The sequence below is a fragment of the Pseudoalteromonas caenipelagi genome (assembly GCF_013140855.1).
GTDB lineage: Bacteria > Pseudomonadota > Gammaproteobacteria > Enterobacterales > Alteromonadaceae > Pseudoalteromonas > Pseudoalteromonas caenipelagi.
In genome coordinates, this window is record NZ_JABBPG010000005.1 from 31,721 (window position 1) to 58,398 (window position 26,678).

At 42.0% G+C, this 26,678-nt stretch carries 21 protein-coding genes; 13 read left to right on the plus strand and 8 right to left on the minus strand.

Features of this window, described 5'->3' with window-relative positions; translation table 11 throughout:
* Positions 1–47: 47 nt before the first annotated feature.
* From HG263_RS12825 to HG263_RS12850, 6 genes are all read left to right on the plus strand, one after another.
* Entirely contained in the window at positions 48–1,235 is a 1,188-nt protein-coding gene (locus HG263_RS12825) for an acetyltransferase domain-containing protein (RefSeq protein WP_171626483.1), read from the plus strand.
* 189 nt (positions 1,236–1,424) lie between these two features.
* Positions 1,425–3,107 (plus strand): hemolysin D, encoded by a 1,683-nt coding sequence (locus HG263_RS12830; protein ID WP_171626484.1) that lies wholly within the window; start codon positions 1,425–1,427, stop codon positions 3,105–3,107.
* A gap of 389 nt (positions 3,108–3,496) precedes the next feature.
* The gene (locus HG263_RS12835) at positions 3,497–5,749 is read left to right on the plus strand and encodes a cytochrome-c peroxidase (RefSeq protein ID WP_171626485.1); all 2,253 of its coding nucleotides are present in this window, start codon (positions 3,497–3,499) and stop codon (positions 5,747–5,749) included.
* A 129-nt stretch (positions 5,750–5,878) separates the two neighbouring features.
* Positions 5,879–6,235: a RidA family protein gene (locus HG263_RS12840; RefSeq protein WP_171626486.1), complete on the plus strand. Its 357-nt coding sequence runs from the start codon at positions 5,879–5,881 to the stop codon at positions 6,233–6,235.
* A 187-nt stretch (positions 6,236–6,422) separates the two neighbouring features.
* Positions 6,423–6,941 carry a GNAT family N-acetyltransferase gene (locus tag HG263_RS12845; RefSeq protein WP_171626487.1) on the plus strand — a complete coding sequence of 173 codons (519 nt, stop codon included), beginning with the start codon at positions 6,423–6,425 and terminating at the stop codon, positions 6,939–6,941.
* A gap of 308 nt (positions 6,942–7,249) precedes the next feature.
* Positions 7,250–7,801 carry a cytochrome b gene (locus HG263_RS12850; protein ID WP_171626488.1) on the plus strand — a complete coding sequence of 184 codons (552 nt, stop codon included), beginning with the start codon at positions 7,250–7,252 and terminating at the stop codon, positions 7,799–7,801.
* A gap of 254 nt (positions 7,802–8,055) precedes the next feature.
* Here the strand turns inward: HG263_RS12850 and HG263_RS12855 are convergent, their stop codons facing one another.
* Positions 8,056–8,568: a hypothetical protein gene (locus HG263_RS12855; RefSeq protein ID WP_171626489.1), complete on the minus strand. Its 513-nt coding sequence runs from the start codon at positions 8,566–8,568 to the stop codon at positions 8,056–8,058.
* 144 nt (positions 8,569–8,712) lie between these two features.
* Between HG263_RS12855 and HG263_RS12860 the strand changes: the two genes are divergently transcribed.
* Positions 8,713–9,441, plus strand: coding sequence for a substrate-binding periplasmic protein (locus HG263_RS12860; protein ID WP_171626490.1), 729 nt, complete (start codon positions 8,713–8,715; stop codon positions 9,439–9,441).
* Between the two features lies 1 nt (position 9,442).
* On the opposite strand, the gene HG263_RS12865 is transcribed toward HG263_RS12860, so the two are convergent.
* Positions 9,443–10,129, minus strand: coding sequence for a hypothetical protein (locus HG263_RS12865; RefSeq protein ID WP_171626491.1), 687 nt, complete (start codon positions 10,127–10,129; stop codon positions 9,443–9,445).
* A 137-nt stretch (positions 10,130–10,266) separates the two neighbouring features.
* Between HG263_RS12865 and HG263_RS12870 the strand changes: the two genes are divergently transcribed.
* From HG263_RS12870 to HG263_RS12880, 3 genes are all read left to right on the plus strand, one after another.
* The gene (locus HG263_RS12870; protein ID WP_171626492.1) at positions 10,267–11,439 is read left to right on the plus strand and encodes a helix-turn-helix domain-containing protein; all 1,173 of its coding nucleotides are present in this window, start codon (positions 10,267–10,269) and stop codon (positions 11,437–11,439) included.
* Positions 11,440–11,504: 65 nt separating this feature from the next.
* Complete coding sequence (locus HG263_RS12875; protein WP_171626493.1) at positions 11,505–13,832, plus strand: TonB-dependent receptor; 2,328 nt, start codon at positions 11,505–11,507, stop codon at positions 13,830–13,832.
* Positions 13,833–13,921: 89 nt separating this feature from the next.
* Positions 13,922–14,845 carry a bile acid:sodium symporter family protein gene (locus HG263_RS12880; RefSeq protein ID WP_171626494.1) on the plus strand — a complete coding sequence of 308 codons (924 nt, stop codon included), beginning with the start codon at positions 13,922–13,924 and terminating at the stop codon, positions 14,843–14,845.
* A 41-nt stretch (positions 14,846–14,886) separates the two neighbouring features.
* Here HG263_RS12880 and HG263_RS12885 read toward each other — a convergent pair whose 3' ends face one another.
* Positions 14,887–16,173, minus strand: a complete 1,287-nt coding sequence (locus tag HG263_RS12885) for a hypothetical protein (RefSeq protein ID WP_171626495.1) — start codon at positions 16,171–16,173, stop codon at positions 14,887–14,889.
* A gap of 166 nt (positions 16,174–16,339) precedes the next feature.
* Here HG263_RS12885 and HG263_RS12890 point away from each other — a divergent pair, with 166 nt between their 5' ends.
* Positions 16,340–16,786, plus strand: a complete 447-nt coding sequence (locus HG263_RS12890) for a hypothetical protein (protein WP_171626496.1) — start codon at positions 16,340–16,342, stop codon at positions 16,784–16,786.
* Between the two features lie 84 nt (positions 16,787–16,870).
* Here the strand turns inward: HG263_RS12890 and HG263_RS12895 are convergent, their stop codons facing one another.
* From HG263_RS12895 to HG263_RS12915, 5 genes are all read right to left on the minus strand, one after another.
* Entirely contained in the window at positions 16,871–17,317 is a 447-nt protein-coding gene (locus tag HG263_RS12895) for an Hsp20 family protein (protein ID WP_171626497.1), read from the minus strand.
* Positions 17,318–17,726: 409 nt separating this feature from the next.
* Positions 17,727–18,746, minus strand: coding sequence for a S41 family peptidase (locus HG263_RS12900; protein ID WP_171626498.1), 1,020 nt, complete (start codon positions 18,744–18,746; stop codon positions 17,727–17,729).
* 107 nt (positions 18,747–18,853) lie between these two features.
* Positions 18,854–19,234, minus strand: coding sequence for an MmcQ/YjbR family DNA-binding protein (locus tag HG263_RS12905; protein WP_171626499.1), 381 nt, complete (start codon positions 19,232–19,234; stop codon positions 18,854–18,856).
* A gap of 35 nt (positions 19,235–19,269) precedes the next feature.
* Complete coding sequence (gene pnuC / locus HG263_RS12910) at positions 19,270–19,908, minus strand: nicotinamide riboside transporter PnuC (RefSeq protein WP_439331992.1); 639 nt, start codon at positions 19,906–19,908, stop codon at positions 19,270–19,272.
* Positions 19,909–20,241: 333 nt separating this feature from the next.
* On the minus strand, positions 20,242–22,356 hold the full coding sequence (locus HG263_RS12915) for a winged helix-turn-helix domain-containing protein (protein ID WP_171626500.1): 2,115 nt from the start codon (positions 22,354–22,356) through the stop codon (positions 20,242–20,244).
* 130 nt (positions 22,357–22,486) lie between these two features.
* On the opposite strand from HG263_RS12915, the gene HG263_RS12920 reads away from it, so the two are divergent.
* Both HG263_RS12920 and HG263_RS12925 read left to right on the plus strand, forming a co-directional pair.
* Positions 22,487–23,569, plus strand: coding sequence for an efflux RND transporter periplasmic adaptor subunit (locus HG263_RS12920; protein ID WP_171626501.1), 1,083 nt, complete (start codon positions 22,487–22,489; stop codon positions 23,567–23,569).
* Positions 23,569–26,646 (plus strand): efflux RND transporter permease subunit, encoded by a 3,078-nt coding sequence (locus HG263_RS12925; protein WP_171626502.1) that lies wholly within the window; start codon positions 23,569–23,571, stop codon positions 26,644–26,646. The genes HG263_RS12920 and HG263_RS12925 overlap by 1 nt, the downstream gene beginning before the upstream one ends.
* Positions 26,647–26,678: the final 32 nt, after the last annotated feature.

The following is a 26,678-nucleotide window of genomic DNA, read 5'->3' on the forward strand; positions in this document are numbered from 1 at the left end:
GGATGCCATCTGTCTTGGCCTAAAGGATTTCTAGCGAGATTAACAGTATGACCTTTTCAACACGCTCAGCCCCCCTTTCAAGGGTGTCTTCCATCGATATTTTAAGAGGGCTGATTATTATTTTAATGGCACTTGATCATACCCGAGCATACTGGGGGGTCACATCATTTTCACCCACAGACATTGAATATACACATTGGACATGGTTCTTCACACGCTGGATAACTCACTTTTGTGCGCCGCTTTTCGTATTTCTAACCGGGGTCAGCGCTTTTTTATATGAACAAAAAGTGCAAGATAAAACTAAACTGAGAAACTTTCTTTTTACCCGAGGGGTTTGGCTGGTGTTACTTGAAATATTAGTGATCACACCCAGTTGGCAAGGCAACTATGATACCGTTGTATGGCAAGTGATTTGGATTCTTGGCTGGTCCATGATCATGCTATCTGTGCTTATTTATCTTAAGCCTAAGTGGATACTTTCTCTTTGCATACCTGTTCTGTTTTTACATAACGCCTTAAATGATGCCGACATTATCGAGAAGTTGTCGCAATTTAGTTGGTTGTGGCACATACTACACAGCCAAGGCGCTATTCATTTCAACAATTCAGACTACAGCATCTACGTAGCGTATCCTTTAATACCTTGGTTTGGAGTGATGGCACTGGGATATGTTGTTGGACAAGTCTACATATGGTCACCACCAAAGCGCATTACCTACCTGACAAATTTAGGCCTTGGTTTTATTGTGATGTTTGTGTTGCTACGAGCGACTGGGAGTTATGGCGATCCAAGTGCTTTTGATGCTCAGTACCATGGAATAAACGCGGTAATGTCATTTTTAAATACGCATAAGTATCCGCCTTCATTACAGTATTTGCTGATGACGTTAGGCCCAGGCTTGGTCCTTTTGGCGCAACTTGAAAAAATCACCGACACACACTCATTGTTCTCTCGGATAGCTTGGCTCAAAACTTTCGGTGCTGTTCCTTTATTTTTTTATGTGATTCACGTGCCTATCATTAATGGCTTGGCACTTGCTTATACTTGGCTAAAATATGGTCAACCCATTAACATGCTAGTTGAACCCTCTAAGCTTCCCCCCAGTTATGAGCCTAGTCTGATTTTAACGTTGTGTGTTTGGGTACTTTTACTCGCCGTTTTATATCTGCCGTGTAAGCAATACGCCGCACTCAAGCGTCGATCAAATAATATGATACTCAGTTACCTATAGCGCCCTTAAATAGGAATAGCCAAGGTAAATACACTTATGGGTACAATTGTACTTTTAAGGTGATAAAAGTAATTAAAAAGAGATTTTAGTAAAAAAATTGTAATAAAAACTATTTTATATTAGTGTCCCTCTCGAGCAAATACTCGGATTGTATTTGCAAAAAAAGAAATAACTAACACGGGAGTACACATGAAAAAACTATCTTTTTGCTTAGCAATCGCTATTACTGCATCAACAAATAGCCTTGCGTTTACTCAACTTGGTGGCAGCGGCATTATGCCGATGGGCCATGAATGGCTGACTAGAACTTCAGCGCTCGAGCTACTTGATGCAGAGCATATTATCGCCCCAGATCCCAATGATCCACGACCAACTTGGCGATATGGTCTCGCAAAAAACACCAATCTCAACGCAGCCTATAGCGAAATATCTAAATTTACCGCCAATATAAATAACAACAAAAGTTATCAACCCCGTTTTGATAATGTATATGCGGCAATTGTAGGTGAGCGCTGGGTTGATATTGCAGGGTTCAATGTCACCAATGCCAGTACCGACTTGAGCGGTCCTAATTGTTTTAGCGCGGTGTCGCAAGAACCCGCAGACTTACAACAAGATCATTTTATGCGACGTTTCGATGACATTGGCGGTCAAGGTGGTGTTGAAGCAGCACGCCGCGCACAACAAAGATTCATTCAGCACTTTGTAGATGCCGCCATGGCACAAAACAAGCGTATAAAGGTTTGGGATGGCGGCGGCTATTCAGCACTTACCGAGGTAGACCATAACTACTTTTTGTTTGGCCGAGCCGTTCATTTATTCCAAGACTCATTTTCTCCCGAGCACACAGTAAGGTTGCCAGCAGACAACTATGAAAAAGTATGGCAGGTTAAAGCTTACCTGTGCTCAGAGGGCGCAGAGCAACATAGCCATGACACCAAAGACGTACTCAACTTCTCAAGCGGCGATGTGATCTGGAAGGCAAACACACGTCTAGAATCAGGCTGGGATAGTTACAAAGTCAGTAGCATGAAGCCTGTCGCTTTGGTTGCTTTAGAAGCAAGCAAAGACTTATGGGCAGGATTTATCCGTACCATGGCAACTCACCGAGAAGAACGAGCCGCAGTAGCCAGAGCTGAAGCACAACGCTTAGTGGATAACTGGCTATCGTTTGACGAACAAGCCATGTTGAACTGGTATGACAATCAACAACATCGTGATCACACCTATGTGCTGGCGCCAAATGAAAGCGGCGTTGGCAAAACACTCATTGAATGTATGCTAGAACTTAATGTAGGCACCGACAACCAAGCCCAACGAGTTGCAGAGCTTGAAGCGCAACGCAGGCAGTGTTTATATAATATTGAAGCAGAGCCGGGCTATGAAGATTTATACGATCCGCACATGAATATGCCATATAACTGGCGCTGGAAATCTCTAACTTGGCAAACACCACCTAGCGACTGGCAAGCATCACAGCAACTCGCCGATAAAGGCCAAACGGTCACGTTCAAATCTTCTTTAAATGCTCAACCAGTCCAATCAGATGGCCCCTTACAAGATGGGGCTAAGCTAATTACTGCACCGGGCGAGGCTCTAGAGTTTATAAAGGTGCCAACCCAAGACGACGCTTTCTATCTAAGAAGTAAGCACCAGCCAGAGTTATTCTTTAGCTACAGCGCAAGCTCTTCTGGCTATGCCAAATTAGTCAACTCGCCACGCCAAGCAGCTTACCGGCTGATTTATCAAGGGGGTGTGTGGAATATTAAAAACACCCACTGGCAACAGTATTTTTTCCTTGATGAAGGCAGTATCTATTTAAATCGCCATGGCAACCCACAAAACACATCCGCTAAATGGATTGTTGAGTAACCTTATCCATAAGAGTCAGGGGCTATGCCACTGGCTCTTGCTCACGGTTCAAACCTTTTTACATATCACAACTTTCGCGCTTGCTATATTCCTTCAAGTTATCGCTAACACGCCTAAGCAATATGCCTGATTTGCACCTAGCAAACAGTCAAAATTACTCACTCAGTCCTACCTAGCTCTTCCCACAGAATCAAAAATTAACCTAAAATTAACCTAAAAAATAACCATTGCATTAACCGAAATTAAAAAACATAATAAATAAACATAAAATCCAATAAAAACAACAATATAAATAAAAGCAAAATAAAAACCAATCCCGAATTTTGCAAACAAAAAGTTAATGGTGTAACTTAATTTATGAGAGCCATCTCTTCTCAAAGGAAACTAATATGATAAAAATAACTAGACGGATTGCTTTGCTCGTAAGCCTATGTGCGTTTACACACCATGCGCTTGCTATTGAGGCTTCTGCCAAAAATACTAACAACAATGAAAATCTGGACGATAAACTCGCCCAACTAATAGCACAACATGAACTTACCGGAGACCTCACAACAGGAGCGAATATCCCTTCTGTAGATGACCCTGAAGTAAAACTGGGCAAATTACTCTTTTTTACTAAAGCGCTCAGTGGTAACAAAGATGTAGCATGTGCTAGCTGTCATCACCCGTATTTAGGCGGTGGTGATGGGCTTGCTTTGCCTGTCGGTACACTGGCAAAAGATGCCAATGTCATCGGCCCTGGTAGAGAAACCATCACGGGGCAGTTTTATGTACCACGCAACTCCCCCACAATTTTTAATGCGTGGACCGAAAAACGTAGCTTGTTTCGAGATGCCAGAGTGGAGTTTTTGGACTGGCTAGCGCCGGAGAAAGGGATCAGTACCCCTGACGTGCCCTATGGCGAAGCCGACCCAAATGCAGGCACCAGTCTATTAGCCGCTCAGTCTCGCTTTCCGGTGATCACCCAAGGCGAAATGCGGGGTTTTGACTTTATGCCAGAGCAATCAAACGAGGCCGTTCGAGCACACCTTGCAGCACGTATTGGTGATTATGGCAGCGCACAAGGTGAATTATTTAAAAATAACTGGCGCCCACTTTTTGAAGACGTATACGGCAATAATGACGCTGAAGAAGTTGTTACTTACAGCAATATTATGAAAGCTATTGCCGCTTACCAAAAGTCAATGAACTTTACCAATAACCCATGGTTTAAATATGTCAGAGGTGATAAATCAGCAATTACTGAGTCGCAAAAACGCGGTGCGTATTTGTATTTATTTTTACCCCCCCCACCTTCAGATGGTGGCACGCCACCAGACTTTATCCCCACTCAATGTGTAGGTTGCCATAACACCGATAGCTTTACGCAAACTAAGGTATCTAACTATCACCGTCTGGCCTTTCCACAAATAGGTCCAGGTACTGGGGCTGGCGACACTAAAACCAATGACCTTGGCCGCATGCACCGTAACGACAGTGAAGCGGATATTTTTAGCTTCCGTTCGGGTACGCTGTTGAACATAGAGGTAACCGCCCCTTATGGACACGCAGGTAATTACGACACCCTTGAACAAGTGATGGATCACTACAATGATTATCGTGCAACCTTGCGTGATTACTTTGATAACAAACGCTGGTGCGAACAGGCGCAATTTAAAGAAAGAGCAGATTGCCAAGCATTATTTAGTGACGCGGAAATTAACACCGAAGAATCGGCAAAAATAATAGATGATGAAATTGCCGACGGTGCCCCTGTACTGGTTCCTTTAGAACTTGATCAACAATCGCTTGCAGATTTGGTTAATTTTATGAAGGCACTTACCGACCCTTGCGTAAAAGACGCCACGTGTTTGCAAGCTTGGTTACCACAACCTGAAGAAGGTGACCCTGATGGGCTGCAATTAAGAGCAATCAACGATCTTGGCGTACCACTGTACTTACCCGCTAATTGTAAAGAGGGTGATACTGCAAGCTCTGGCGATAAACTCAAACTCGATCAAGGCGCTTGCATCAGTGGAAGAATGCAGCACTTCAAGGTGCGAGTAGAAAAAGACAATAGCATTTTGTATTTCAGTACGCGTGATGCACAAGCCACTACCCGATTACTTTATAACAGAGATCATTGGGCCGACCCCATCAATGCAACAGTACGCTCAAGAACCGTGAAAAATGAGCAAGTTCTTAGTGTTACGGTTAACAAAGGCACACACTATGTCAGCGTGGTTGACGTTAAACCCTATCAGGGGATGATGGTTGCAGCGAGTTTTGAAAGTGCGCAACGAGAAGGCACCGAGCAGCCCAAACCTATCGCTAACCAGTGTTTGTACGCCCCAAGTGTACAATATGGTCAGTTATTTGATGAACAGCCTGTATGTGTTGGCTCTGGTGAGGCTAACTTTTATATCAAAATCAGTGAGCCCAATAGCCAAATTGAGATCCGTACCCAGCACGGCATTGGCAATAGTGACGTATTCACAGGCCAGTTTTGGCCTACGCGGCACTTTCATGAATTTGCTTCACAACAAGATGGCAACAACGAATATCTTCGCTTAGATGGTCTAGCGCCGGGTTGGTACTTTATCAGTGTACTAGGTGATGGCAGTAATCAAGGCACAACCATAGAGGTGGATATTAAATAATCGCTAAAAGTGGTTATAACTTAGCACCTTAAAAACTAGGTTATCAATTCTCTGCATGGCGAGCCTAGGCTATCATGCAGAGCATATTTATAACCTAGCGTTTGCTATACGCTTTTTGAGGATAATTTTATGACTATTACGCGCCAACACACTAATCAACGGATGAGCCGCATTGTCACGCACAACAATACGGTATATCTGTGCGGGCAAGTATGCAGTGATGCTACACAAGGGATCACTGAACAAACTCAAACTATGCTTGCTAAAGTAGACGACTTGCTTGCTCAGGCAAATAGCGACAAATACCATTTACTTAGCGCCACAGTGTATATTAGCGACATGCAATATTTTGCACAAATGAACGAAGTTTGGGATGTGTGGGTACCGCAAGGCCATGCCCCAGCTCGCGCTTGTGTGCAAGCTGCTATGGCACGCCCAGAGTTACTCGTTGAAGTGTCAGTGATTGCAGCAGTAAAGAGCAGCTAATATACAAGTGCTGAAACGGTCACCTTTCAAGGTGGCCTCTCCGTGGTGGCCTCTCCGTGGTGGCCTCTCCATGGTGGCCCACCCTATTTCCTCTTTGCACAAATCACACTTATCGCAAATATTGGCCAGTCCCCTTTTGATTGGTTAAATGTAATAAGCAGATTAACCAGCTCAGAGTACCTATCACATGATCATCAGAGCCGCTTCTTTAGAAGACCTGCCAAATATATCGCAATTGCATGCAGAGAGTTGGCAAGAAAATTACCAAGATGCCCTATCAAGCGAGTATTTAGCCAACCAAGTGTTTGTAGAAAGAGCCGCTCTTTGGCAAGGTCGGCTTAATTCGCCCTTAGCCAACCAACTGGTGTTAGTGGCTGAAATAGAAGGAACGTTTTGTGGTTTTATTTGCGTATTTGGGGCGCACCATGACAACTACGGCACCCTCATCGATAACTTACATGTAAAATCTGCGGCAAAAGGACAAGGCATTGGTTCCAAACTATTAGCCGCGGCATTTAATTGGGCGCACCAACACTACCCACAACACAATATTTACTTAGAAGTGCTAGCCTGTAATCCAAAAGCAATCGCGTTTTATCAGTTCAAAGGCGGTCAAAATATTGCCTCAGGCTATTGGCATACCCCTTGTGGCAACCAAGTAGAAGAGTATGTGTATAGCTGGCCCATTGAGAGCATCACTGCTTAGTTAATTCAAGACCTGGACCCTTTACTTGCTTAAACCTTAGCCGTTTATTATGTTTAAACACGTGATATTTTTAAAAATAGAAGCTTAACAGGTCGTTTTTTTATTCCCGACACCCCATTCTAATAAAGTACGTAAGTTTATTTTAAGTTTAATAAAGTACAGTGCTAGCTAACATGGCGATTAAAAATAACTCATTTTATGTTTTAGATCATTACCACAAAGATAATTGTCCACTAGGCTGATTAAGCAGATTGATTACACATAATGTGAGCATTCATCTGAATACGTTTCTTAACAAAAGAGGCATTATGAATTTTAAAAACACATCAACTCATTACAATACGATCTCTATTGCCTTGCACTGGCTTATGTTTATTTTAATTGTCGCTGTTTTCGGCAGTATTGAGCTAAGAGAATTATTTGATAAAGGTACAGACACCCGTGAAGCCTTTAAAATGTGGCATTTTATGCTGGGTTTATCTGTTTTAGCTTTAGTAAGTGTGAGGTTAGTTGCGCGTGTTGTAGGTGGCTCGATACCTGCGATACAGCCTGAACCTGCAAAATGGCAAAATACATTAGCTAAACTTGTCCAGCTTGCACTGTATGTTTTTATGTTTGCTATGCCAATAGCTGGTTGGCTGATATTGAGTATGGCAGGTAAACCAGTGCCATTTTTTGGCTTGGAGCTTCCTCCATTGACAAGTGAAAATAAAGAGCTTGCTAAAACCATTGAGGAAATACATGAAACAGCGGGTGAAGTTGGTTATTACTTAATTGGATTACACGCTGCGGCTGCCTTATTTCACCATTACATATTGGCTGATAACACCTTTAAACGTATGTTGTTTTCTAAAAAGTAACCATATTACAAAGGTCTAAGTAGCGTATTTTGACGTCACATATGACGATGCATCAAGGTCCACTTATATACAAGATGTTGGATGGCGCTACTTAGCATCTTATTCAATCAACTCGAATACAAAAGCAGATAGGGTAGGGAAAGCTCTGCTCAAGAGACACACATACCACTATTCGGTCCACTCAATACCTCAAAATACACGCTTACAGTTCTAGTTAAAAACTTATTCATTTATAAGTAGCCACTTTACAGTCGCTACCTTCTTGCTTCTCGCTCTAGCCGCTCGGTTTCTTCTTCTATCATATGAAACATTTGCGCCTTAATGTGCGCTTCTTGTCCTTTGAGCTCTCCCAGCTGTTTTTCTAGCGCGTCTATTTGCTCTTGCTCGCTATTACTTTGATATTCACGCGCCCCGATATGCTGATTTGTCTGAGTGTTGGTATCGATTGTGTCGACTGAGCTTTGAGAATCGATCCGTAACACCCGTTGCAAAGGAGCGCTTTTCAGCTTATTGATTTGCTCTCTTAGTTGCTCAATTCGCTCTTTAAGCAACGCCAATGCTTCTTCAAAATTTTCATACTGCTCTTTAAACTGTGGGTTACCCTCTTTATAGCCCTGGGCAATATCATCGAAGTGTTCACTAAGCATTACGTTTTTTGTTTGCTCTGACTCGCTCACATCAATATTATTTTTAAGTGCTGAGGGGTCGTTTTGCTGAGCTTTATTGGCAGCTTTAGCGACAACAGCTGAGTGCGTGACTATCTTCATATTCTATCCTTAGAAGCCTATATTTGCTGATTAATTAACGGCCAAATGAACGCTAACTTTAATAATATTGCGCCGTAAATTAATCGCTCTGCGCACAAACCGCCTATACTCAAAGTTATCTTTGTTATCACTGAATTGAGCATATTGAAACGATTGTATTACTTGGCATTAGCTTGGTTATCGTTGCTGTTTATAAATATTCCGCAAGCATACAGTCAAAATGTACCGCTTACGCCCATTACGTTATCAACGACGAACGACCCAAGAACCCCCTTGTATCAACAAGCAACGCAAGTATTGAATGTTGCTTTAGCTGAACTGGGCTATGAGCTTACTGTGGTAACGCTCCCCAATAAGCGCAGTTTAAGTTGGGCAAATCTCGGCAAAGTAGACGGCGAGTTATTTCGCGTGAGCGATCTTGATTTAGCGTCTCGACCAAACTTAGAGCAAGTTGAACAGGCAATTGCTGTGGTTGACCAATCCGTAGTAGGAAAAGATCATATTGTGGTGGATGGCTGGCCTAGCATGAAAGACTATACCATTGCTTATGAACGTGGTACTGCATTTTTAGACAAAAATCAGGCACGATTTAAAGGCGTTATTTTGGTCAATGATTTTCATCAAGCTATTGAACTTATTAGTATGGGGCGTGCCGATATAACAATTACCAGTCGTGCTACCGCAGCACGATTACTCAGTGTCTCACCGATTATGTTTGCCGATGTAAAAATACACACGCCACCGCTGGTTGAAATCAAACTACATACTTATATCAACAAACAGCTCCATCCTAACCTTGCCAAGCGGCTCTCTCATTTACTATTTAAAATGAAACAAAACGGCCGCTTTGAGCAATTAAGTCAAATCGAATGAATTAGGTATTGTTTGCAACGCGATTTTTCACTTTCGTCACAATGCCGTTCACGCGTAGCAACCAATACAGCATGATCAATAAAATAATGACATCAGCATACTCAACCAGCACAAAGCTTCCTATGGCATCGGGCGCACTTTTTAAACCTTGCCCAACAAACGACCCCACAGCAATAAACAGTGCAAAACACATACGCCAAACATGGCGTGTTAAGCGCACTGTAGAAGTTAACGTTTGAACAAGCATATAACGAATATCTAACAGCGCGCTGATGATAGGCAGTACCCCAAACATAATATAAGGCTCTAGCGTAACGCCTTGGTAAAAACCACTTTGTGATTGAGCTGCCCAATAGCCGCACAACAAACTATAAAGCCCTATCATAAAAGCGCTTATACAAAGGCCTAAATTTAGGTAACTTCGCCTTCTATCAGAGAATTTAAATACCCCCACACCTGAGACCACTAAGTAGATGGTAAAAAACCCAGCAATCGCCGTGATTATCATGGGCATCTTGTAAGCAATAACAATACCCGGTATCGCCATCAACACCATGGTAATAACAAACCAATTTCCAGCTTGAATATGACGAGCTTTCCCTTTGGATGTAAATAACGCAATATACCCTGCAATAACGGCAATAGCGCCAAACAAGATATGAGAATATAAAATGGCCGACTGCACCATAGCTGCTCCTAAATAGCTAAAAGTTCAATTTAGAACCATACTAGGCTTGTAGCGAGTAAAATTCGTCCTAGCCACATAGCGAGGACAAAAAATCATAAAAAAAATAAATAAAAGCATTAATTACAAAAAGTTAAAAAATGACATTCAAAGAACCACATGTTTTAGAGATACTTTTTTCTAGCCTATCAATTGGGGTAGGCAGCTTTGCTATGCACTTAATTTTAGACAAGGTTCGACAGCAAGCATTTTACTTACCGCTATTATTGCTCATGCTGGGGCTCACCATCATCAGTGCCTCTGGGTTTGTTTTTTTTGCTTTTGAGCAGGGGGTAATTAACTATATTGCCGTTTTAGCACCTTGCTTTTTACTGTTGGCACCAAGCCTTTGGTTTTACACAAATGGACTAGTTGCTGTCGAGCCTTGGCGATTTAAAAATACAGATATCAAACATTATGTGCCTGCATTACTCAGCTTAGTGTTAAGTTTTACGCTGTTGGTGGCACCAAGCTCAACATTGCAGCAGATGTTCTTTGCTGATGAAGTCGAAAATACGGTGCTCACAATAACCATCAGTATCTCCATCATGTTCGTGCTAGCAGTTTGGTTTATACAAACCACCTATTACCTGTTCAAACTTATGAACTTAACTAAACGCTACCACCAACAGCTGAAAGACGTTTTTTGTGACTTAACCGACAAGAAATATAAGTGGTTAATTTATATTACTGTCGCTATGCTTGCTAACTGGATATGGGGCATTGCATCAATTACATTAGACGAGCAAAATATTGCTATCGTTGAACCACTCTGGGGGCAGGCTTTGTGTCTTATCACTATTTGGGGCTTTGGCTATTATGGCTTAAAGCAGCAACCAGGGTTCGCCAACACCTATCAGCAAACTGAAAAACGCATTACAAACACAACTAAAACAACAGAGTCTGCGCCCTATCAGCGCTCGGCCCTCACCCAAGAAAATGCCATTAAAATTGCTGAAAAAATTCACTATGCGCTACAGCACGAACGTATTTACCTAGACGCTAACCTCAACCTATTTAAACTGGCAAAGCACTTAAATGAACCAAGCCAATATGTTTCTCAAACACTTAGCCAAGTAATGCAGACGTCATTTTTTGAATGTATAAATAATGCCCGAGTTGAAGCGGCAAAAGCAATGCTACTGGCAGGCCAAGGCAACGTGCTAGAGATTGCCATGTCGGTGGGCTTTAACGCTCGGTCTTCTTTTTATAAAGCGTTTAAAAGGGCCACTGGACACACTCCGAGCCAGTTTCAAAAAGCCCATCACTCGTAGTTCATCACGTAACTTAGATTAGCGCTATACTTAGCGAGTAAGGCGATAAAAATAGGGATGAAGTCATGCGATTAAACAGTGCTGTAGGGCAAGTGCTAAGCTTGATAATGCTCGCGCACACGCCTTTGTTGCAGGCCAGTAACAACGTTGACTTGTTTTCTCTTGATTTGAGTGAGTTACTTAATGTGACCGTTGAAGCAAGAAAGGTCGAAGAAAACCTACAAAATACCCCTATTTCAGTCTCAGTGATGTCAGGCGAATTCTTGGCGCAAAGAGCACTAGATAACTTAGTCGACGCTGCTTACTTTGTTCCCAATATCGACATAACGACCGTTGGGGAAAACTCAGGCTGTACACACTGCGGGGGCATCACCATTCGCGGTGTTGGCCAGGTCGACCCTATCCCTACCACAGATCCGAGCGTTGGCTTGTACATTGATGGTGTTTATCACGCTCGCGCCGCAGGCTCCATCACCAACTTTTTGGACATCGACAGGATTGAAGTATTACGGGGGCCACAAGGTACTTTGTATGGCAAAAACTCGATTGGCGGTGCCATCAATATATTAACCAACAAAGTAAGTGATAACTACCATGCTAGTGCCAATATCACTGTGGGTGAATACCATAAACTCAACACCTCTTTACTGGTTAATTTGCCGTTAAACGAGCAATGGGCAACACGCATCTCAATCGCCAAATTAAATGAAGATGGGTTTGTAAAGCGCTTAAATGGGCAACGTGAAGGTGGCCAAGATGAGCTAAGCCTTTTAGCCAAATTAAGATATAAGCATTCTGATGCCCTGCGTGTTGAATTTAGTTTAGACAGACAGTTACAAAATAACGGCACGGCGCCTTCAGTACTGGCTAAAAAGAATGATCAAGCCAGTTTAATCAGCTTATTCAATGATGTTGCTAACGACTCACCAGCCATAGATAAAATTCCGCCATTACAAACATTTAGTGACCCTTTCTTAAGTGCTGCAACCGCCGAAAATGAAAACAGACTGGACCAAATTGGCTACCGCACTACCATCGATTGGGGTATCAGTGATAAAACCAACCTTAAGAGCATTATTAGCTATCGCTCTTTAGATGCGTTATACGGTCGAGACTTTGACAATAACCCAGTTAATATTGGCTTTACACATGACGAGCAGACACAACGCCAACGTTCAATCGAATTTAACTTATCAAGTCGACAAACCGAACAGTTCAAGTGGTTACTCGGGCTTTACGCTATAGACGAACATATTGATTACGACTTTCGCTTTGTATTTCTAGAAGGGCTTTATCTTGGCCTTGAAACACTACCAAACCCGCTCGACGGCTCCCCACTATCTAACCCAACGAGCGTTGGTGGAGCGGGAAATCCATTAAATATTGGGCTTGATTTAGATAATACTTTTAACAACGAAAAAGACAACCAAAGCATGGCGTTATTTGCCCATAGCAGCTATCAGTTTGCACCCAAATGGACCCTAACCGCAGGTGGGCGCTTAACGTGGGAAGATAAAAAACAACAAGTGGTAACCCGCTTAAATGTCGCCGATATCATTATCATCAACCGCACTGATCAAAGCCCCGAGGGAGCCATTGAAAAAAGCTGGCGGGTATTTTCTCCGTTAGTTGGCATTCAATACACGCACTCTGCTGATGCAATGGTGTTTTTCAATGCTTCTAGGGGATTTAAATCAGGTGGTTTTAATGGTGTCGCAAATACACCTGTTTCAGCTCGTCCGTTCGAACCTGAATATTTAACCTCTTTTGAGCTTGGTATGCGCTCGCAATGGTTTAATAACAAGTTACGCATTAACAGCACTGCATTTTTACTGCAGCACAAAGATATGCAATTACGTGGGGGTGAATCAAATGAAGACTCCGGCGTAGAAATTTTCATCGACAACGTTGGCAACACGCGGACTGAAGGCGTTGAGTTAGAAATAGAAGCCGTTGTTACTCACGCTATCAATATCAGCGCCAGTTTATCTTACACAGATGCTAAATTTACCGATGTCGGCACAGCGACTGAAGTCACCACTGACAGCGAGCTTATCAAAACTCCTCGTTGGACAGGTGCGTTAAGCATCAAAAAAGACTGGCAAGTAGGCAATGACAAAACGCTGACGACTCGCCTCAGCTGGGCATATCGCAGTGGCGTGTATAACGATGTGTTTAACAGCGAACACGCCAAACAAAAGTCGTTCTCATTGCTCAATTTATATGTTCAATACCCTATTAGCGAGCGCCTTAGCGCGAGCGCATTTGCAACCAACTTAACGGATGAATATCACGTTATCGGGGCGAACGACTTTACCAGTGCCTTTGGTGTCTCTGAGTATTATTTGGCACCACCAAGACAAGTTGGCCTATCTTTTAATTACCAATTTTAGACAGCCCATGCACAGCAATATCATAGCAATTGCTTGCGCCTCGCTATATCATCATACCCATTAAAACCTAAATTAAGGCAACTACTTATATGACTCGTCTGATACAGCTATTTCCATTATGGGCCGTTTTACTCAGTACCATAGCCTATCTATTTCCCGAGTTATTTGTTGGTTTTAAAGAGGCAATTATTCCCTTACTGATGATCATTATGCTCGCTATGGGTCTCACCTTAACAACCCAAGACTTTGCCAACGTAATGCATAGTAAATTGGCGATATCACTGGGAGTTATGTTGCAATTTACGGTAATGCCTTTACTCGCCTTTGCTATTTCACACTTGTTCAGTTTTAACACCGAATTACTCATTGGGATGGTATTAGTAGGTGCCGTTGCAGGTGGCACGGCGAGCAACGTGATGTGCTATTTGGCAAAAGGAAATGTCGCTCTGTCTATTTCGATGACAGCCATCAGTACCCTGCTAGGCGTTATCTTAACGCCTCTAATAACCAGTGTTTTAATTGGTGAAGTAGTTGATATTCCCGTTCAAGCCATGCTGTTCAGCCTGCTAAAAATTGTTCTACTACCGGTCACTATTGGCGTGCTCGTTAACACTTTTTGTAGCAAAGCACTGTCAAAAGCAACGCCCTTTTTACCGTTAGTTTCTATGGCTGCTATCATCTTCATTATCGCAATCATCGTTGCGCTTAACCAAGGCAAATTACAAAGTATTGGCTTTTTTATATTTATCGCCGTCGTGCTTCATAACAGCGCAGGACTGTTGCTAGGTTACTGGCTACCTAAAATGTTTGGACAAAATGAACAAGTATGCAGAACCATCGCCTTTGAGGTGGGTATGCAAAACTCTGGTTTAGCTGTCGCATTAGCAATGAAGTTTTTTACCCCCGCATCAGCGCTAGCAGGTACACTGTTTTCAATTTGGCACAATGTGAGTGGTTCAATGCTGGCTGGGATTTTTAGTAAAACAGCAACTAAAACTAAAGCAAACAGATAAATATAGTGCGCTCTGTGTACACAACACAGAGCGTCTTTTAATTACTGAACTCTAACGTTAACAAGCCCCCACACAGGCTTTTGGTAACGCTCTGATGAGTAAACACTTTTTTCAGGTTTATTACTTATAAACTTCCTATATGCATTTAATTCGGTTGGCGCACCTTCATAGCCATACAGATAAATTCTAAAAGACTCTAATGACACATCTCCCACTGGCTCAGGATAAACGTCACCAAATGACAAATCTGGGATTTCGTCTTTTAACGCGGTATAAATACGCCATGAGTTCAAATTACCATCGTTATCTCTGAATTCAAAACGCCATCCAGTCATCGCAAAACGCGGGTCTATACCCGTAAAGTCATAAGCCATTCTTTGCGGACTAGATTGCCCTACAAACGATTGAAACAGTGACATATCTAAATTTGGAACTGGGTTATTGGCAACATTGCCATTTTCGTCAATAACAGCGGCTGAGATTGCACTCAGCGAAACGGTGGTGTTGGCTATAGACTCAGAAGAATAATGACTACGTTGTACAATGTTTGTCTTTAACATGGTTGGGAAAATGTAAGCATCGTCTCCCCAATTGGCAAATACCATTCTTTGCGATTCATCAGCAGCGTAACTGTATTGCCAATAATGACCAGGCTCCAGCTCAGGGGACGCAACTTTCACGCCTACATGAGAAAAATCTGACGAGTTAACGGATACTTTATCAACCCCTAGCGGTACATCAATTTTTGCCGCGAGTGCTTGTTGAGTTGAGTAATTACGCGCTAAGAAATAGATCTCACTCTCGCTAGGACACACTTCAACCGTAGCTGATTTTGTTGTGTATGGAAAATCGAGTGAATTCATGTTTTCATCAAGTACATCAAAGTAGTCCACAGCCCAAGCAGCGTCAGAAAAATCAACTTCAACATCTCTACACACGCAAGCTTCTGTATTATCTGCAAGATACAGACGGCTTAAGTTTGTTCCAGGCGTAACATCAAGGTAAGTAAAAATTTGCGCTGGGTTTTGTGCAACTAAAGATACATGCTTAGCACCATCCGGTAACGGCCCATAAAATGCACCCTGTACATTGGTTTTGGTCGACTTTACAGGTTTTCCGTCAGAGCCATGAAATACAATATCTAAATCACTATATGGTCGCTCGGTACAGCTATTATATTTAATTGCTGAAAGCGAAATATAGTGCTCGTTATTAGCGTCCGTTCCACCATTAACTTTTCCATTGCCTCCTGAACTGGATGAGCCCCCGCAAGCGACAAGACTAGAAACTAAACATAATGCCAATACATTACGCGCAAAATTTACCATGATTGATCCCTAAAACTAAAAGCGCGAAGTATACAAAATAGCCTTATTGGGTACAAATAAATTAATTATTTTGTCTCGATTTATAAATCAATCGTGAGTAGTTTAGGTCGTATAACCTAATATAGGTCCAATGTGGTATAGTGGCGTTTTTATATGGATATTGCCAATGAAGTATATTCCTATTGCAGCAGCGCTACTGCTTGGTGCTTGTAACACCGTACCAAATAACTTTAATCATGATGGTTCTATTACCAATACAATGGCCCTCATTGCTCAAACTGAAGCGCATGCGCCAAACTCCGTACCTGGTGAATTTGAGTTTTTAATAAAAGCTGCGGACGAAATACGCGGGCACGTTTATTTAAATACCGAGCTAGATTATAGAGATAGACGCTCAATCAGTATCACTATGTCGCCAAGCGCTGTCAGAGATTTCGTAGCGAAATATAATCAAAGCCCCAAAACTGCGCTGGTTAATAAGCAAATCCGAGTCACTGGTGAAGCACAACGGGTGACAATCGACTTTTACTCTCAGGGTAGGCGCACAGATAAGTACTATTTCCAGACCCATATTGATGTGACTGAGCTATCACAGCTAACGGTTTTAAATTAATGGCTTGATAAACAAGTAAAACAAAAAAGCCGCCCTTTGGGCGGCTTTAACGGATCATCAACATGTAAAGGAAGCTAACGCTATTTATTTGCTTTCAAGCAACTTGCCTGAGCCAATTTCTATTTTGCGAGGCTTCAACGCTTCTGGGATTTCACGCTCTAAGTCAATTATTAACAGGCCATTTTCAAGCTCTGCACCCAAAACCTTAACATGATCACCTAATTGAAATTTGCGCTCAAAGTTTCGCTGTGCAATACCTTGGTGAATAAATTTTCGGTCTTGGTTTGGTTCTTTGTCCTGTTTCTCACCTTTAACCAGTAGTGCATTACCTTCTGATTCAAGCGACAATTCTTGTTCAGTAAAGCCTGCAACCGCCATGGTAATTTGGTATTTGTCGCTGCCCAACGCCTCAATGTTATACGGAGGGAAGCTTGGCTGTTTTTCATTTCTTGCAGCAGCATCCATTAGCGATGCTAAGTGGTCAAAACCAATGAATGAACGGTAAAGTGGAGATAGATCGACTGTTTGCATAATTTGTATCCTCATAAAGCAATAACTAACACTGTTTACTCTTTAAAATAAACCAATAAACAGCAATATAAACAAAATGTTACATAGTTTGGGACCCTGTCGGCGTCCTCACTAATCTATCTATGGTCCGCCCCAAAAGTTTTCAAGCAAATTTTTTAAAAAAATTACAAGAACTTGATTTTTAAAAATTTATTTTCTTCTTTTTTATGCTTTAAGTTGCAACGCCCTATACGGGCGCCAGTAACGTGTTTATACCGTTCAGCTTAACTAAGTGCTCTATTTTGGGGCAATAAACCTTGTCGATAGCTAGGCAAAAATTTTGCTATTAGTTGTTCTAAATAAAAATTTTAAACAAAGATAACGAAAGGCTTAATCCCTAAACATGATTAAGTGTTATTGCAGATTGCTATTATTGATGTTCCTTAAGTGTTTTTAGCGCTAATTCAATGTCATTTAAGTGCCGCTCACCTTCTGATATCTCACGAAGATGCAGTAACGCATTGCTATAAGCGATATCAAGCGCTTGCTCTGAAGCGACTTTAAGGTGAGGAATGACGCCAGTGCCTTCCCAATTACTTTTAGTAACGGGGTTAACTGCCATCGATGTTGGCATCGCAACACGAATGTCCGGTGTGAGATTGATAAAACGCCAGGGGTTTGCCCCACCTTTAGTCGGCTCACCGATGATAGTCGCACGCCCTAGGTGCTTAAAATTATATGCAAACTCTTCCGCAGCCGAAAACGTTTTGTTGCTGGTTAAGATGTAAAGAGGCACATTGGGACGCTGCTTGCCAGTAACTGGAACGGTCCAAAACTCGCTCGTTAAACCCGTATCCCGTGAGTAAAAGCTGTTCAAATGTGTTGGTTTGTCTAAAAAATAGCTGCTAATCAACTGCACCATAGTGGCATCTCCGCCACCATTATTTCGTAAATCAATAATGATGCTGTCAGCATCCTCTAGGAGCATCATGGCAGAGTGTACTTTTTGTTTACTGCGAGGTGTCACATTAGCAAACCCCCAAAATGAAAGTAATCCAACATTTGCGGGAAGGATTTCCACTTTTTCAAAGCCAAAATTCTTACGTGCTAATTTATCAAACCAAGACTCATATTGTTGCTTCGTGTTCTTAGCGTGAGTATCACCTTGAGGTACTATAGAAAGATCTAAATGTTCGTCAAACTTTTTAAGTTCTTGGTTCAGTATCAAAAGTAATGCTTGATTATCAGCTGCAGCTGTAAACTCAGTCGTTTTTGAAAGTGCTTGCAATGCGGATACGATTTGGGGAATTTTCTGCTGTTGCACATAGTTCTGCTCAATACTGTGTGTGAGCGCTTGTACTATGGTTTCTTTTTGTTGTTCTTGCGCGCCAGATACACTTGGGACAAGCATCCCAACCCCCAGCAACGCCACTGATAAATATCGTTTCATAATTGACTCTTTTTATTGTTCGCTAGTCATTTATGACTCTATATCAAACACTTGGTTCAGTAATTAATCTAAATAAGCAGCTGAAATAAACGCTTTACAAGGTCCATTTATAGATGAAGCAATAAAGAGGTTTGCAGCTTTTTTGGCATTTTCTTAACGACGAGTAAATAGGAGTTATCAATCATTCGCTCAATTTCACCTTGTGGAATTGAACCATCAAGCAACACTGTATTCCACAAACGTTTATTCATATGATAACCAGGTAAAACCGAAGGGAATATATCCCTAAGCGCCTGCGCTTCGTCTGGGTCACACTTGAGGTTTATTCGCCAAATATCGCTGCGCTCCCCCCCCATATCTTTGCCTTGAGCCAAGGTGGCAAACATTTTGTCTTTGACTTTATAAACATCCACACCTTCACCAAATGGCTGGCTTACCGTAGCCTCTGGTTTGCTTAACAAATATTGATGAACTTGATGATGATCCATAACCACTCCTTTGATGTTGCGCCATGAACACAGGCCTAGCTGTTTACTGCACTGCATGCTCGCATCGATTTTTGCCACTGATAATAATTAACTGCCGCAAGTACCGTGTAAAAGCAAAACAGCACCACTGTTGGGAAGTAACCTTTGCACACATAAAGATAAATAGACAAAGCATCAATAACAACCCAATATAGCCAATTTTCCAATATCTTTTGTGTTAATAAATAAGTAGCAACAATACCAAAACATGTTGTTAATGCATCAAGGTAGGCAAAGTCGGCATAGGTATAGTTGTCCATTATAAAACCAACACCTAATGAAACGGCCGTAGTGATACTGATCAGTGTGATATTTTGAGGCAGTGACCAAGAGGAGACTGGCAGTACATACTCTTGTGTAGAGTTAGATTCTGCACCGAGCATTTGCCCCCGCCGCCATTGCATCCAACCGTAAACCGCCATCGCTAAATAAAAGAAGTTCAACAATGACTCCATGAGCAAGGCCCCATTGAAAAATAAGATGGTGTAGATCAGGGTACTTAATCCACCAGCTACCCAGCACCAAGCACTTTGCCTCATCGCAAGCAGCATGTAGGCAACCGATAATGATACTGCCAAATATTCCCAAGCAGACATGGCTTGAAAACCACCTAAAACATGCTGCAAAACGGCCACTAACTCATTCATTTTTTACTTCTCGATTTGAATAGATAATCAAAACATCAAACACTAAATAACAAGTTCAATAACAGGTTCAACTCCTATTGCTTGACCTTGTATTAGATACAGTGAGATTGCGTCCCCAACTCCTTTTTTGGTTATTAACCACAACCTTAAAATAAAAAATCGCTCAAAATGAGCGATTTCAATAAATTCCAAATGGGATCATACCTTATAAAATAAGGTTTTGGTCTTTTTCAAAGCTAATCTTAAAATTACCTCTATAAATGACTAAGGCTGTCCCAGCGCAACTTAGGCTATCGAATTACATTTATTTTGGAAATCTCACTAGGGCCACGTGACTTTAACGAGATCACTATCTGCAAGTAAAGAATGAGAAACCAAAATCTTATCGCCACTTGGATGGAGGCTAAACTCTGTATCCCAACTATTTTCAAATAACAGCTTTTGCTCAAATTTACCGGTATCTAAGGCATATCGATTCAGATAAACATTTAGTTTTACAGCCTCAGTCCAGTACACATAGTTGCCTTGCACACGCCAGTTTAAAAAATCAAACTGCTCGAATTGAAGTAGCTCTTTTCTATTGCCATCTTTTGTTTCTAACCATAGTCGGTAGTCACTGTCTGTCACAAAGCTCATGCCATTGGCTAGTTCTTTTCGCTCAGTCAGGCCGCTCTCAATTCTCACCTTTTTACCGGTAGCCAGATCATAGCGATATAGCACATCTTCTACCCCTTCAAGCCTTGCATAATAAATACTTTGCCCCGTTTGGCTCCAATGAGGAATCCCAACTTGCTCCTCCGCAAGGCTTATTCGAGTAAATTGCTTAGACGCAATATCGAGCACAAAAATACGCTCCTCTATTTTACCGATTAACTTAGTTCCCTCGGGGTTCAATGACATACGAGTTACAATGTGGCGAGCATTAAACGTATGCAATATTTGCTCTTGGCCATTTTTGTCTAACGACTTGATATAAGCGTGCTCAGTATTCTTACTGGTAAAATAGATGCGCTCCCCTTGATGGCCGTAAATAGGGTTGAAGTCAGCATTAGGGTCTGGGAAATGCGCCAACGAGGTGATATCAGCGCTACTGAAAGGGTTTTTGATTTCCAAGTTATCTTTATAGTTCATATGGTGCTGGCGCATAAATAAACACTTTTTCCCACACGAATAAAACGCATCATTCAACCCAGGCGAACTATGTGCTTGCTCTGTCAACTGCTCTGTTTTGGTATCAAAATAGTACACATCACCTTTAAAACTTGTAATAACAAGGTGTTGAGAAGATTTTTTAAGCCATACCAAATTAGATGCAAAAAAGCTGAGGTTCACTTCAGTAATAATATTTTGCTGGTTTAGATCATGTATTAACAAGTGATAGCGACGCTCCGACATATTCCGAAGAACAGCTAAATAACGCCCATCAGGGGATAACTTTGCGGCATAATCGCCTCTGCCTTTAACAAACGGAAAGGTCACTTGCTGAAACTGGTTTTGACTGATCGAATAGCTATAAATGGCATTTTGTTTCAAGCTGTTATGGCCAGACGAAGGCGCGCTTACGTATAAGGTGTCATTATCTTCACCAAATGACAGAGGGTATGCATATGCAAGGTTAAAGTTCAATAATTTAGCGTCATGTAACCCCACCTCATCATATTTAGCAACAAAGCTTTGCATCCCACTTGGAGTGTCTTTACTGTACGCAACATATTCTCCATCATCGGAAAAAAACGCTAAGAAATAGCTGTTACTGTCAAATGATAAGCGATGCACACTCCCTGTCGTCAGATTCTTGCGATACAAGGCAAATGGACTGTCATTATTTTCTCGATAGATAAACAAAATAGTATTGTGCTTGGGATGATAACTACCATTTATCTCAGAACCAGACATCTGTGTTAGCAACTCTATGCGCGGCTTCGTGTCCTGGACCATCAACCTGTCAGCGCGTTGGCTCTGCAAGGTATACAGATAAGCGCCACAAGCGAACAGTATTAAAAGCCCCAATTGGAGCAATAAAAAGTGCTGCCATTTGAGTCTATGCGCAACGAAACTAAGCGGGTTTGAGCGCCCTTTATTTTTGCGCTCGCCAACCACTTGAACTGGCGCAATCAACACATAACCTTGCATTGGAATGGTCTTTATGTATGTAGGTTCTTTAGCATCATCTCCCAACGCAACACGTATTTTTTTAACAACCCGCCGAATTGCGTCATCGCTAACTTGCCTATTACCCCATACATTTTCCAGCAATGCCTGTCGCGATACAACTTCTCCTGCATGTTGTATTAAGAAGTACAGAAAAGCCAAAGGTAAAGGCTCCAATTTGATGGATTGTTCGCCAAACGACACCTCTCCCGATTGAAAGCACACTTTCTTATCGGCCACCATGTAGTTAGGTGCACTTGTGAAGCCTGATTTTAATTCTTCCATAATTCAATAAGTTACCAGTATGACTTTTTGTGACCAATTCAGTCTACCGCTAAGTTCATAAACGGTCCATGGTTAATCACAAAGAAAAGTAGATGATGAGTAAAACACAACAATGACCTTGGAAGATTGTATGACTCATTCGCTTTTAAATATGCTTATCGCATTATTGCTGTCATTACTTAGTACACTGATACCTACATATTGCCATGCCAGCTCCGAACCTTTGGTTAAAGTAAAGCCAGTTCAAGATTGGTCAAGTGGTTTGGAACATCGCTTAAATTGCTTGGTTTCATTACCTTATCCAATAAATATTTCCAGTGATGTAGATGCAAAAATATCCTTTGTATTGCCCTCTGGCAGTTTTGCAAAGCAAGGGGAGTTGATAGCGTCACAAGATGGCACCTACCTTGATTTTGAGCTGGCTCAGCTACAAAAAAAACAGCAAATAGAAAAGTTAAATATGACTCACGCGCAACAAGAGTTTGCGCGTTTATCAAAGCTAAGCAAACAGCATGTATCTGATTTGGAGCTTAATCAACTCGCATTACAAAGGGACACCGCGAAGCTCAATTATCTGAATCTCGATTCTCAAATTCAGGAATTGAGCAAGCGACTAAGTAACCTTGCGCATTATGCACCCAGCGACGGTTATGTGCTTCGCACATTGGTATCACCTGGGATGTTCATCACTAATGGTGCAGCAATCGTAGAATTTGCCACACAGCAAGCAAAAGAGCTTACTTGTGAGTTACCACATGCATTGCTCGAACAATACACCGCCAATACCCAGAGTGAATTTATTCTAGACTCCGGTGAGCGACTCACCTTAGAGCGCAGTGCCGCCAATGTAGATAAAACGAGCCAAATGTTAAACCTTTACTTTTCGAGCCAGCAACAGTCTTTTGCCAATTTAAAAATTGCGCAAAGACTACAAGTCACCATGCGCACTGCGGCAAATAACCTGAGCATCATTCCTTCTGAAAGCGTGATCCTTGCACATGGTCAAAACTATGTCTGGCAAATTGATAAGCAACTAAAAGCAATCAAAATTCCTATAAAAATCATCAAAAATCTAGGAGACGCTTTTGTCGTTCAAGCAGCTCTGACAAGCGCAAGTAGAGTCGTAAGTCTTGGACAAAATGGCTTAAAAGAGCAGGTAAGCGTGAGAATTCTGAACGATCAGGCTAATACACATGATGCGGGGGTGAACTAATGTTAAACCAGCGATCTATAGCGCAAAGCAAATATACATCTGTGGTCATTGCCATTGCTGTGCTTATCTGTATCTTGGGCGCCTTTGCAGGCAGTAAGCTTCCCAACGCTTTGCTACCACCTATCGACCGTCCAGAAATATTGGTGTTTACAGACTGGCCAGGTAAAAGTGCCCAAGAAATAGAGCAAACATTAATCGCTCCGTTAGAAAACACTCTGTCAGGCCTTGCTAATAACACCTTAATTGAAAGTAATATATCCAACGGTACTGCATCGACACGGTTAGAGTTTAAAACCAATACCGATATGGACGAAGCTTATATGCAGACCCTCAGTAGTATTTCCCAAGTGCCTAATTGGCCTGCCAATGTGGCATCTCCTTATGTATTAAATCAGGCCGATGGTACGGGCGCAACACTGGCCACGGCAATGCTTTACTCTGAACAGCCAACGTCTAAGCAAGCGTATATCGAGGCATTTAGACATATTGTGTACCCAGCACTGATAAAAGTTGAAGGTGTTTCAGGTATCGCAACAGCCAGCAATCCAATAGGTCAACGCATTGATATTGAAGTAGATATGGATAAACTTGCACAGCTGCAAATCCCTCTGTCAGCACTTAGAGCGCCTTTGAGCCTATTAGCAGACCGTTCCGGTAGTACACTCAAATTGGGTGAACGCGAATATGAGCTGCATTTTGCAGGACAGCTAAGCACAGATGCACTCAATAACCTCGCAGTGTATAGCACAGACTCTCATATTGTTCGCTTACAAGATATTGCGACCGTTCGTAAGCGCATGGAGCAAGAGTGGGGGTTTTCATCTATGTTTGGCAATAGAGCATTTTACTTTCGCTTAGACCCAAGTAAAGATGTAAACGCACTAGCCACAGTGTCGGCCGTAAAAAACATTATTAACGATTTAAATCAAGGCCCACTTAAAGCACAAGGTATGACCCTCGCCTTGAGCCGAGACGATTCAAAAAGCATTCACAGCGCCATTAAACAAGTTTACATTGCCCTGCTCATTGGTGTTTTGTTGTCAACGGCGGTGTTGTTTTACTTTTTGTGCAATATCAAAACCGTTAGCTTGGTATTTGTGAGCATTCCAGTGTGCTTAGCCTGCGTATTACTTGCCATGCTCGCGCTAAATTATAGTCTTAACGTTATTTCGTTGGCAGGTATGGCGCTGTCGATCGGATTATTGCTAGACGCTGCTATTGTGGTAGTAGAGAGTATTGAACACAATATAGAACAATCGCCAGATACGCCCTATCTCAATAACATCGCCGCTGCGGTCAACGAGGTAAAAGGCGCGATTTTATCCTCTACCTTTTCCAGTATTGTGATCTTTATTCCCATCTTGATGATTTCAGGCCCTGAGGCGCAATTGTTTGAAGATTTGGCATTCACTATTTCAAGTGCGTTACTTGCCTCTCTGCTAGTGGCTTTGGTACTTATTCCGATATTGGCGCGTTACTTTGTCATCAGACCTGCAAAAAAGTTGGTAAAACAGTCTGTGCGTAGCACGAAATTACTTACATTAAGTGCCACTAACGCACCGCTAAAAGCATTGACCTTGTTACTGGGAGTCCCCTTGGCATTGCTTTGTATTTATTTTACCAGCCCCCCATTAGACGTGTTACCAGCACCAAAAAGCCGAAGCGCACAAGCATTTATTATTTATTCAGATCCCTTATCTCCCAGTGCAGTTGAACAACATATCGCAACCCCAGTGCTAGATAGGATCAAAGCCCAAAAAGCTAACCCAGATGCACCAGATTATGAAGTAACCGGCATGTTTTGCTTTCAAGGTGGATGCTTGCTGTATTTTTATCCACCCGAAGAGTGGGATTACGAGGTGTTTAAAAACTGGATATCAACAACACTGACGCATGATATTGCTGGCACCAGGGTGTTTATCAGCCAAGGTAATTTGCTCAGTTTTGCATTACCTAACAGTCGCCAAACTCAACTTGATTTACAAGGCGCATCACTAGAAACGCTGCAAATTCAGGGGAAATCTTTACTCGAGAAGCTACAAACCCAGTTCCCAGATGCCAATATAGAGGCTCAAAGTGAACTAGATAACCAAAGTGCCCGCATCGCCTTTACTCCCAAGTATGAACAACTGGTGCGCTATGGTATCGACAATCGCTTTTTAACTCAGCACTTACAATTGCTTAGCCAAGGTGTGTATTTAGGACAGTTTGCAAGTGACGGGGAAAACCAACCGTTTTATTTAAAATCACAACAAAACCAAGATTTAGAACAGATGTTAGCCACACAAATCGTGATCCCTAACTTCGGTCTGGTGCCTTTGTCTGAATTAGTTGATGCAACGTTTACCCTTGCCCCATCGAGCCTACTTAGAGTGGATCAACAAACCAGCGTATCGCTTAATCTGTCTCCGAGCGAAGGCGAGACCGTGGGGGCCTTTTACGCAAAAGTAAGTGAGTATGTACATACACTACAGCAAAGTAGTGAATTCAAAGGGCTATCAATAAAAGTGAGAGGCAGCGCCGATAAACTCTCAAACTTTATCAATGAGTTTTTAAATATGTTTAGTTTGTCGATGGTGATCTTACTGTTTTTGCTATGGCTTGCGCTCAACTCATGGAAATTAACCTTTGCAGTCATTGCGAGTATGCCTTTAGCCATGGCGGGAGGCATGTTATGCCTAAATCTACTTAATCTATTTAGCGCGCAAAACCTCGATATGATCACCTTAATTGGCTTTATTATTTTAATGGGTTTGGTTATCAATAATGCCATCTTGCTTGCTAACAAGTTCCAAGAGTGTGTAGCCCAAGGCCAACAACAGCATGAGGCTATTTTTAACGCCATTCAAGCACGAAAACGCGCCATTTATATGAGCGCTGGTACGAGTATATTTGGCATGTTGCCACTGATGCTTAACCCCGGTGAAGGGTCTGAAATATATCGTGGTTTAGCAGCGGTGATTATTGGTGGTATGACTTTTAGTGCGTTGTTTAGTTTAAGCTTTATGGCAGCGGTGTTGTCACTGCCAATGTTTAAACCTAAGACAACCTCTGTACAACTGGTGGCTGCAGCATAAGTGGGTTATAACAATTAATTGTTAAAGCAAAA

Coding starts and splice junctions, on each gene's coding strand:
- HG263_RS12920 (WP_171626501.1), top strand. CDS start 22,487: ATGACTCATTCGCTTTTAAATATGCTTATCGCATTATTGCTGTCATTA.
- HG263_RS12915 (WP_171626500.1), bottom strand. CDS start 22,356: ATGGAAGAATTAAAATCAGGCTTCACAAGTGCACCTAACTACATGGTG.
- HG263_RS12865 (WP_171626491.1), bottom strand. CDS start 10,129: ATGGTGCAGTCGGCCATTTTATATTCTCATATCTTGTTTGGCGCTATT.
- HG263_RS12855 (WP_171626489.1), bottom strand. CDS start 8,568: ATGAAGATAGTCACGCACTCAGCTGTTGTCGCTAAAGCTGCCAATAAA.
- HG263_RS12825 (WP_171626483.1), top strand. CDS start 48: ATGACCTTTTCAACACGCTCAGCCCCCCTTTCAAGGGTGTCTTCCATC.
- HG263_RS12850 (WP_171626488.1), top strand. CDS start 7,250: ATGAATTTTAAAAACACATCAACTCATTACAATACGATCTCTATTGCC.
- HG263_RS12835 (WP_171626485.1), top strand. CDS start 3,497: ATGATAAAAATAACTAGACGGATTGCTTTGCTCGTAAGCCTATGTGCG.
- HG263_RS12875 (WP_171626493.1), top strand. CDS start 11,505: ATGCGATTAAACAGTGCTGTAGGGCAAGTGCTAAGCTTGATAATGCTC.
- HG263_RS12890 (WP_171626496.1), top strand. CDS start 16,340: ATGAAGTATATTCCTATTGCAGCAGCGCTACTGCTTGGTGCTTGTAAC.
- HG263_RS12830 (WP_171626484.1), top strand. CDS start 1,425: ATGAAAAAACTATCTTTTTGCTTAGCAATCGCTATTACTGCATCAACA.
- HG263_RS12880 (WP_171626494.1), top strand. CDS start 13,922: ATGACTCGTCTGATACAGCTATTTCCATTATGGGCCGTTTTACTCAGT.
- HG263_RS12900 (WP_171626498.1), bottom strand. CDS start 18,746: ATGAAACGATATTTATCAGTGGCGTTGCTGGGGGTTGGGATGCTTGTC.
- HG263_RS12845 (WP_171626487.1), top strand. CDS start 6,423: ATGATCATCAGAGCCGCTTCTTTAGAAGACCTGCCAAATATATCGCAA.
- HG263_RS12870 (WP_171626492.1), top strand. CDS start 10,267: ATGACATTCAAAGAACCACATGTTTTAGAGATACTTTTTTCTAGCCTA.
- HG263_RS12885 (WP_171626495.1), bottom strand. CDS start 16,173: ATGGTAAATTTTGCGCGTAATGTATTGGCATTATGTTTAGTTTCTAGT.
- HG263_RS12925 (WP_171626502.1), top strand. CDS start 23,569: ATGTTAAACCAGCGATCTATAGCGCAAAGCAAATATACATCTGTGGTC.
- HG263_RS12895 (WP_171626497.1), bottom strand. CDS start 17,317: ATGCAAACAGTCGATCTATCTCCACTTTACCGTTCATTCATTGGTTTT.
- HG263_RS12905 (WP_171626499.1), bottom strand. CDS start 19,234: ATGGATCATCATCAAGTTCATCAATATTTGTTAAGCAAACCAGAGGCT.
- HG263_RS12840 (WP_171626486.1), top strand. CDS start 5,879: ATGACTATTACGCGCCAACACACTAATCAACGGATGAGCCGCATTGTC.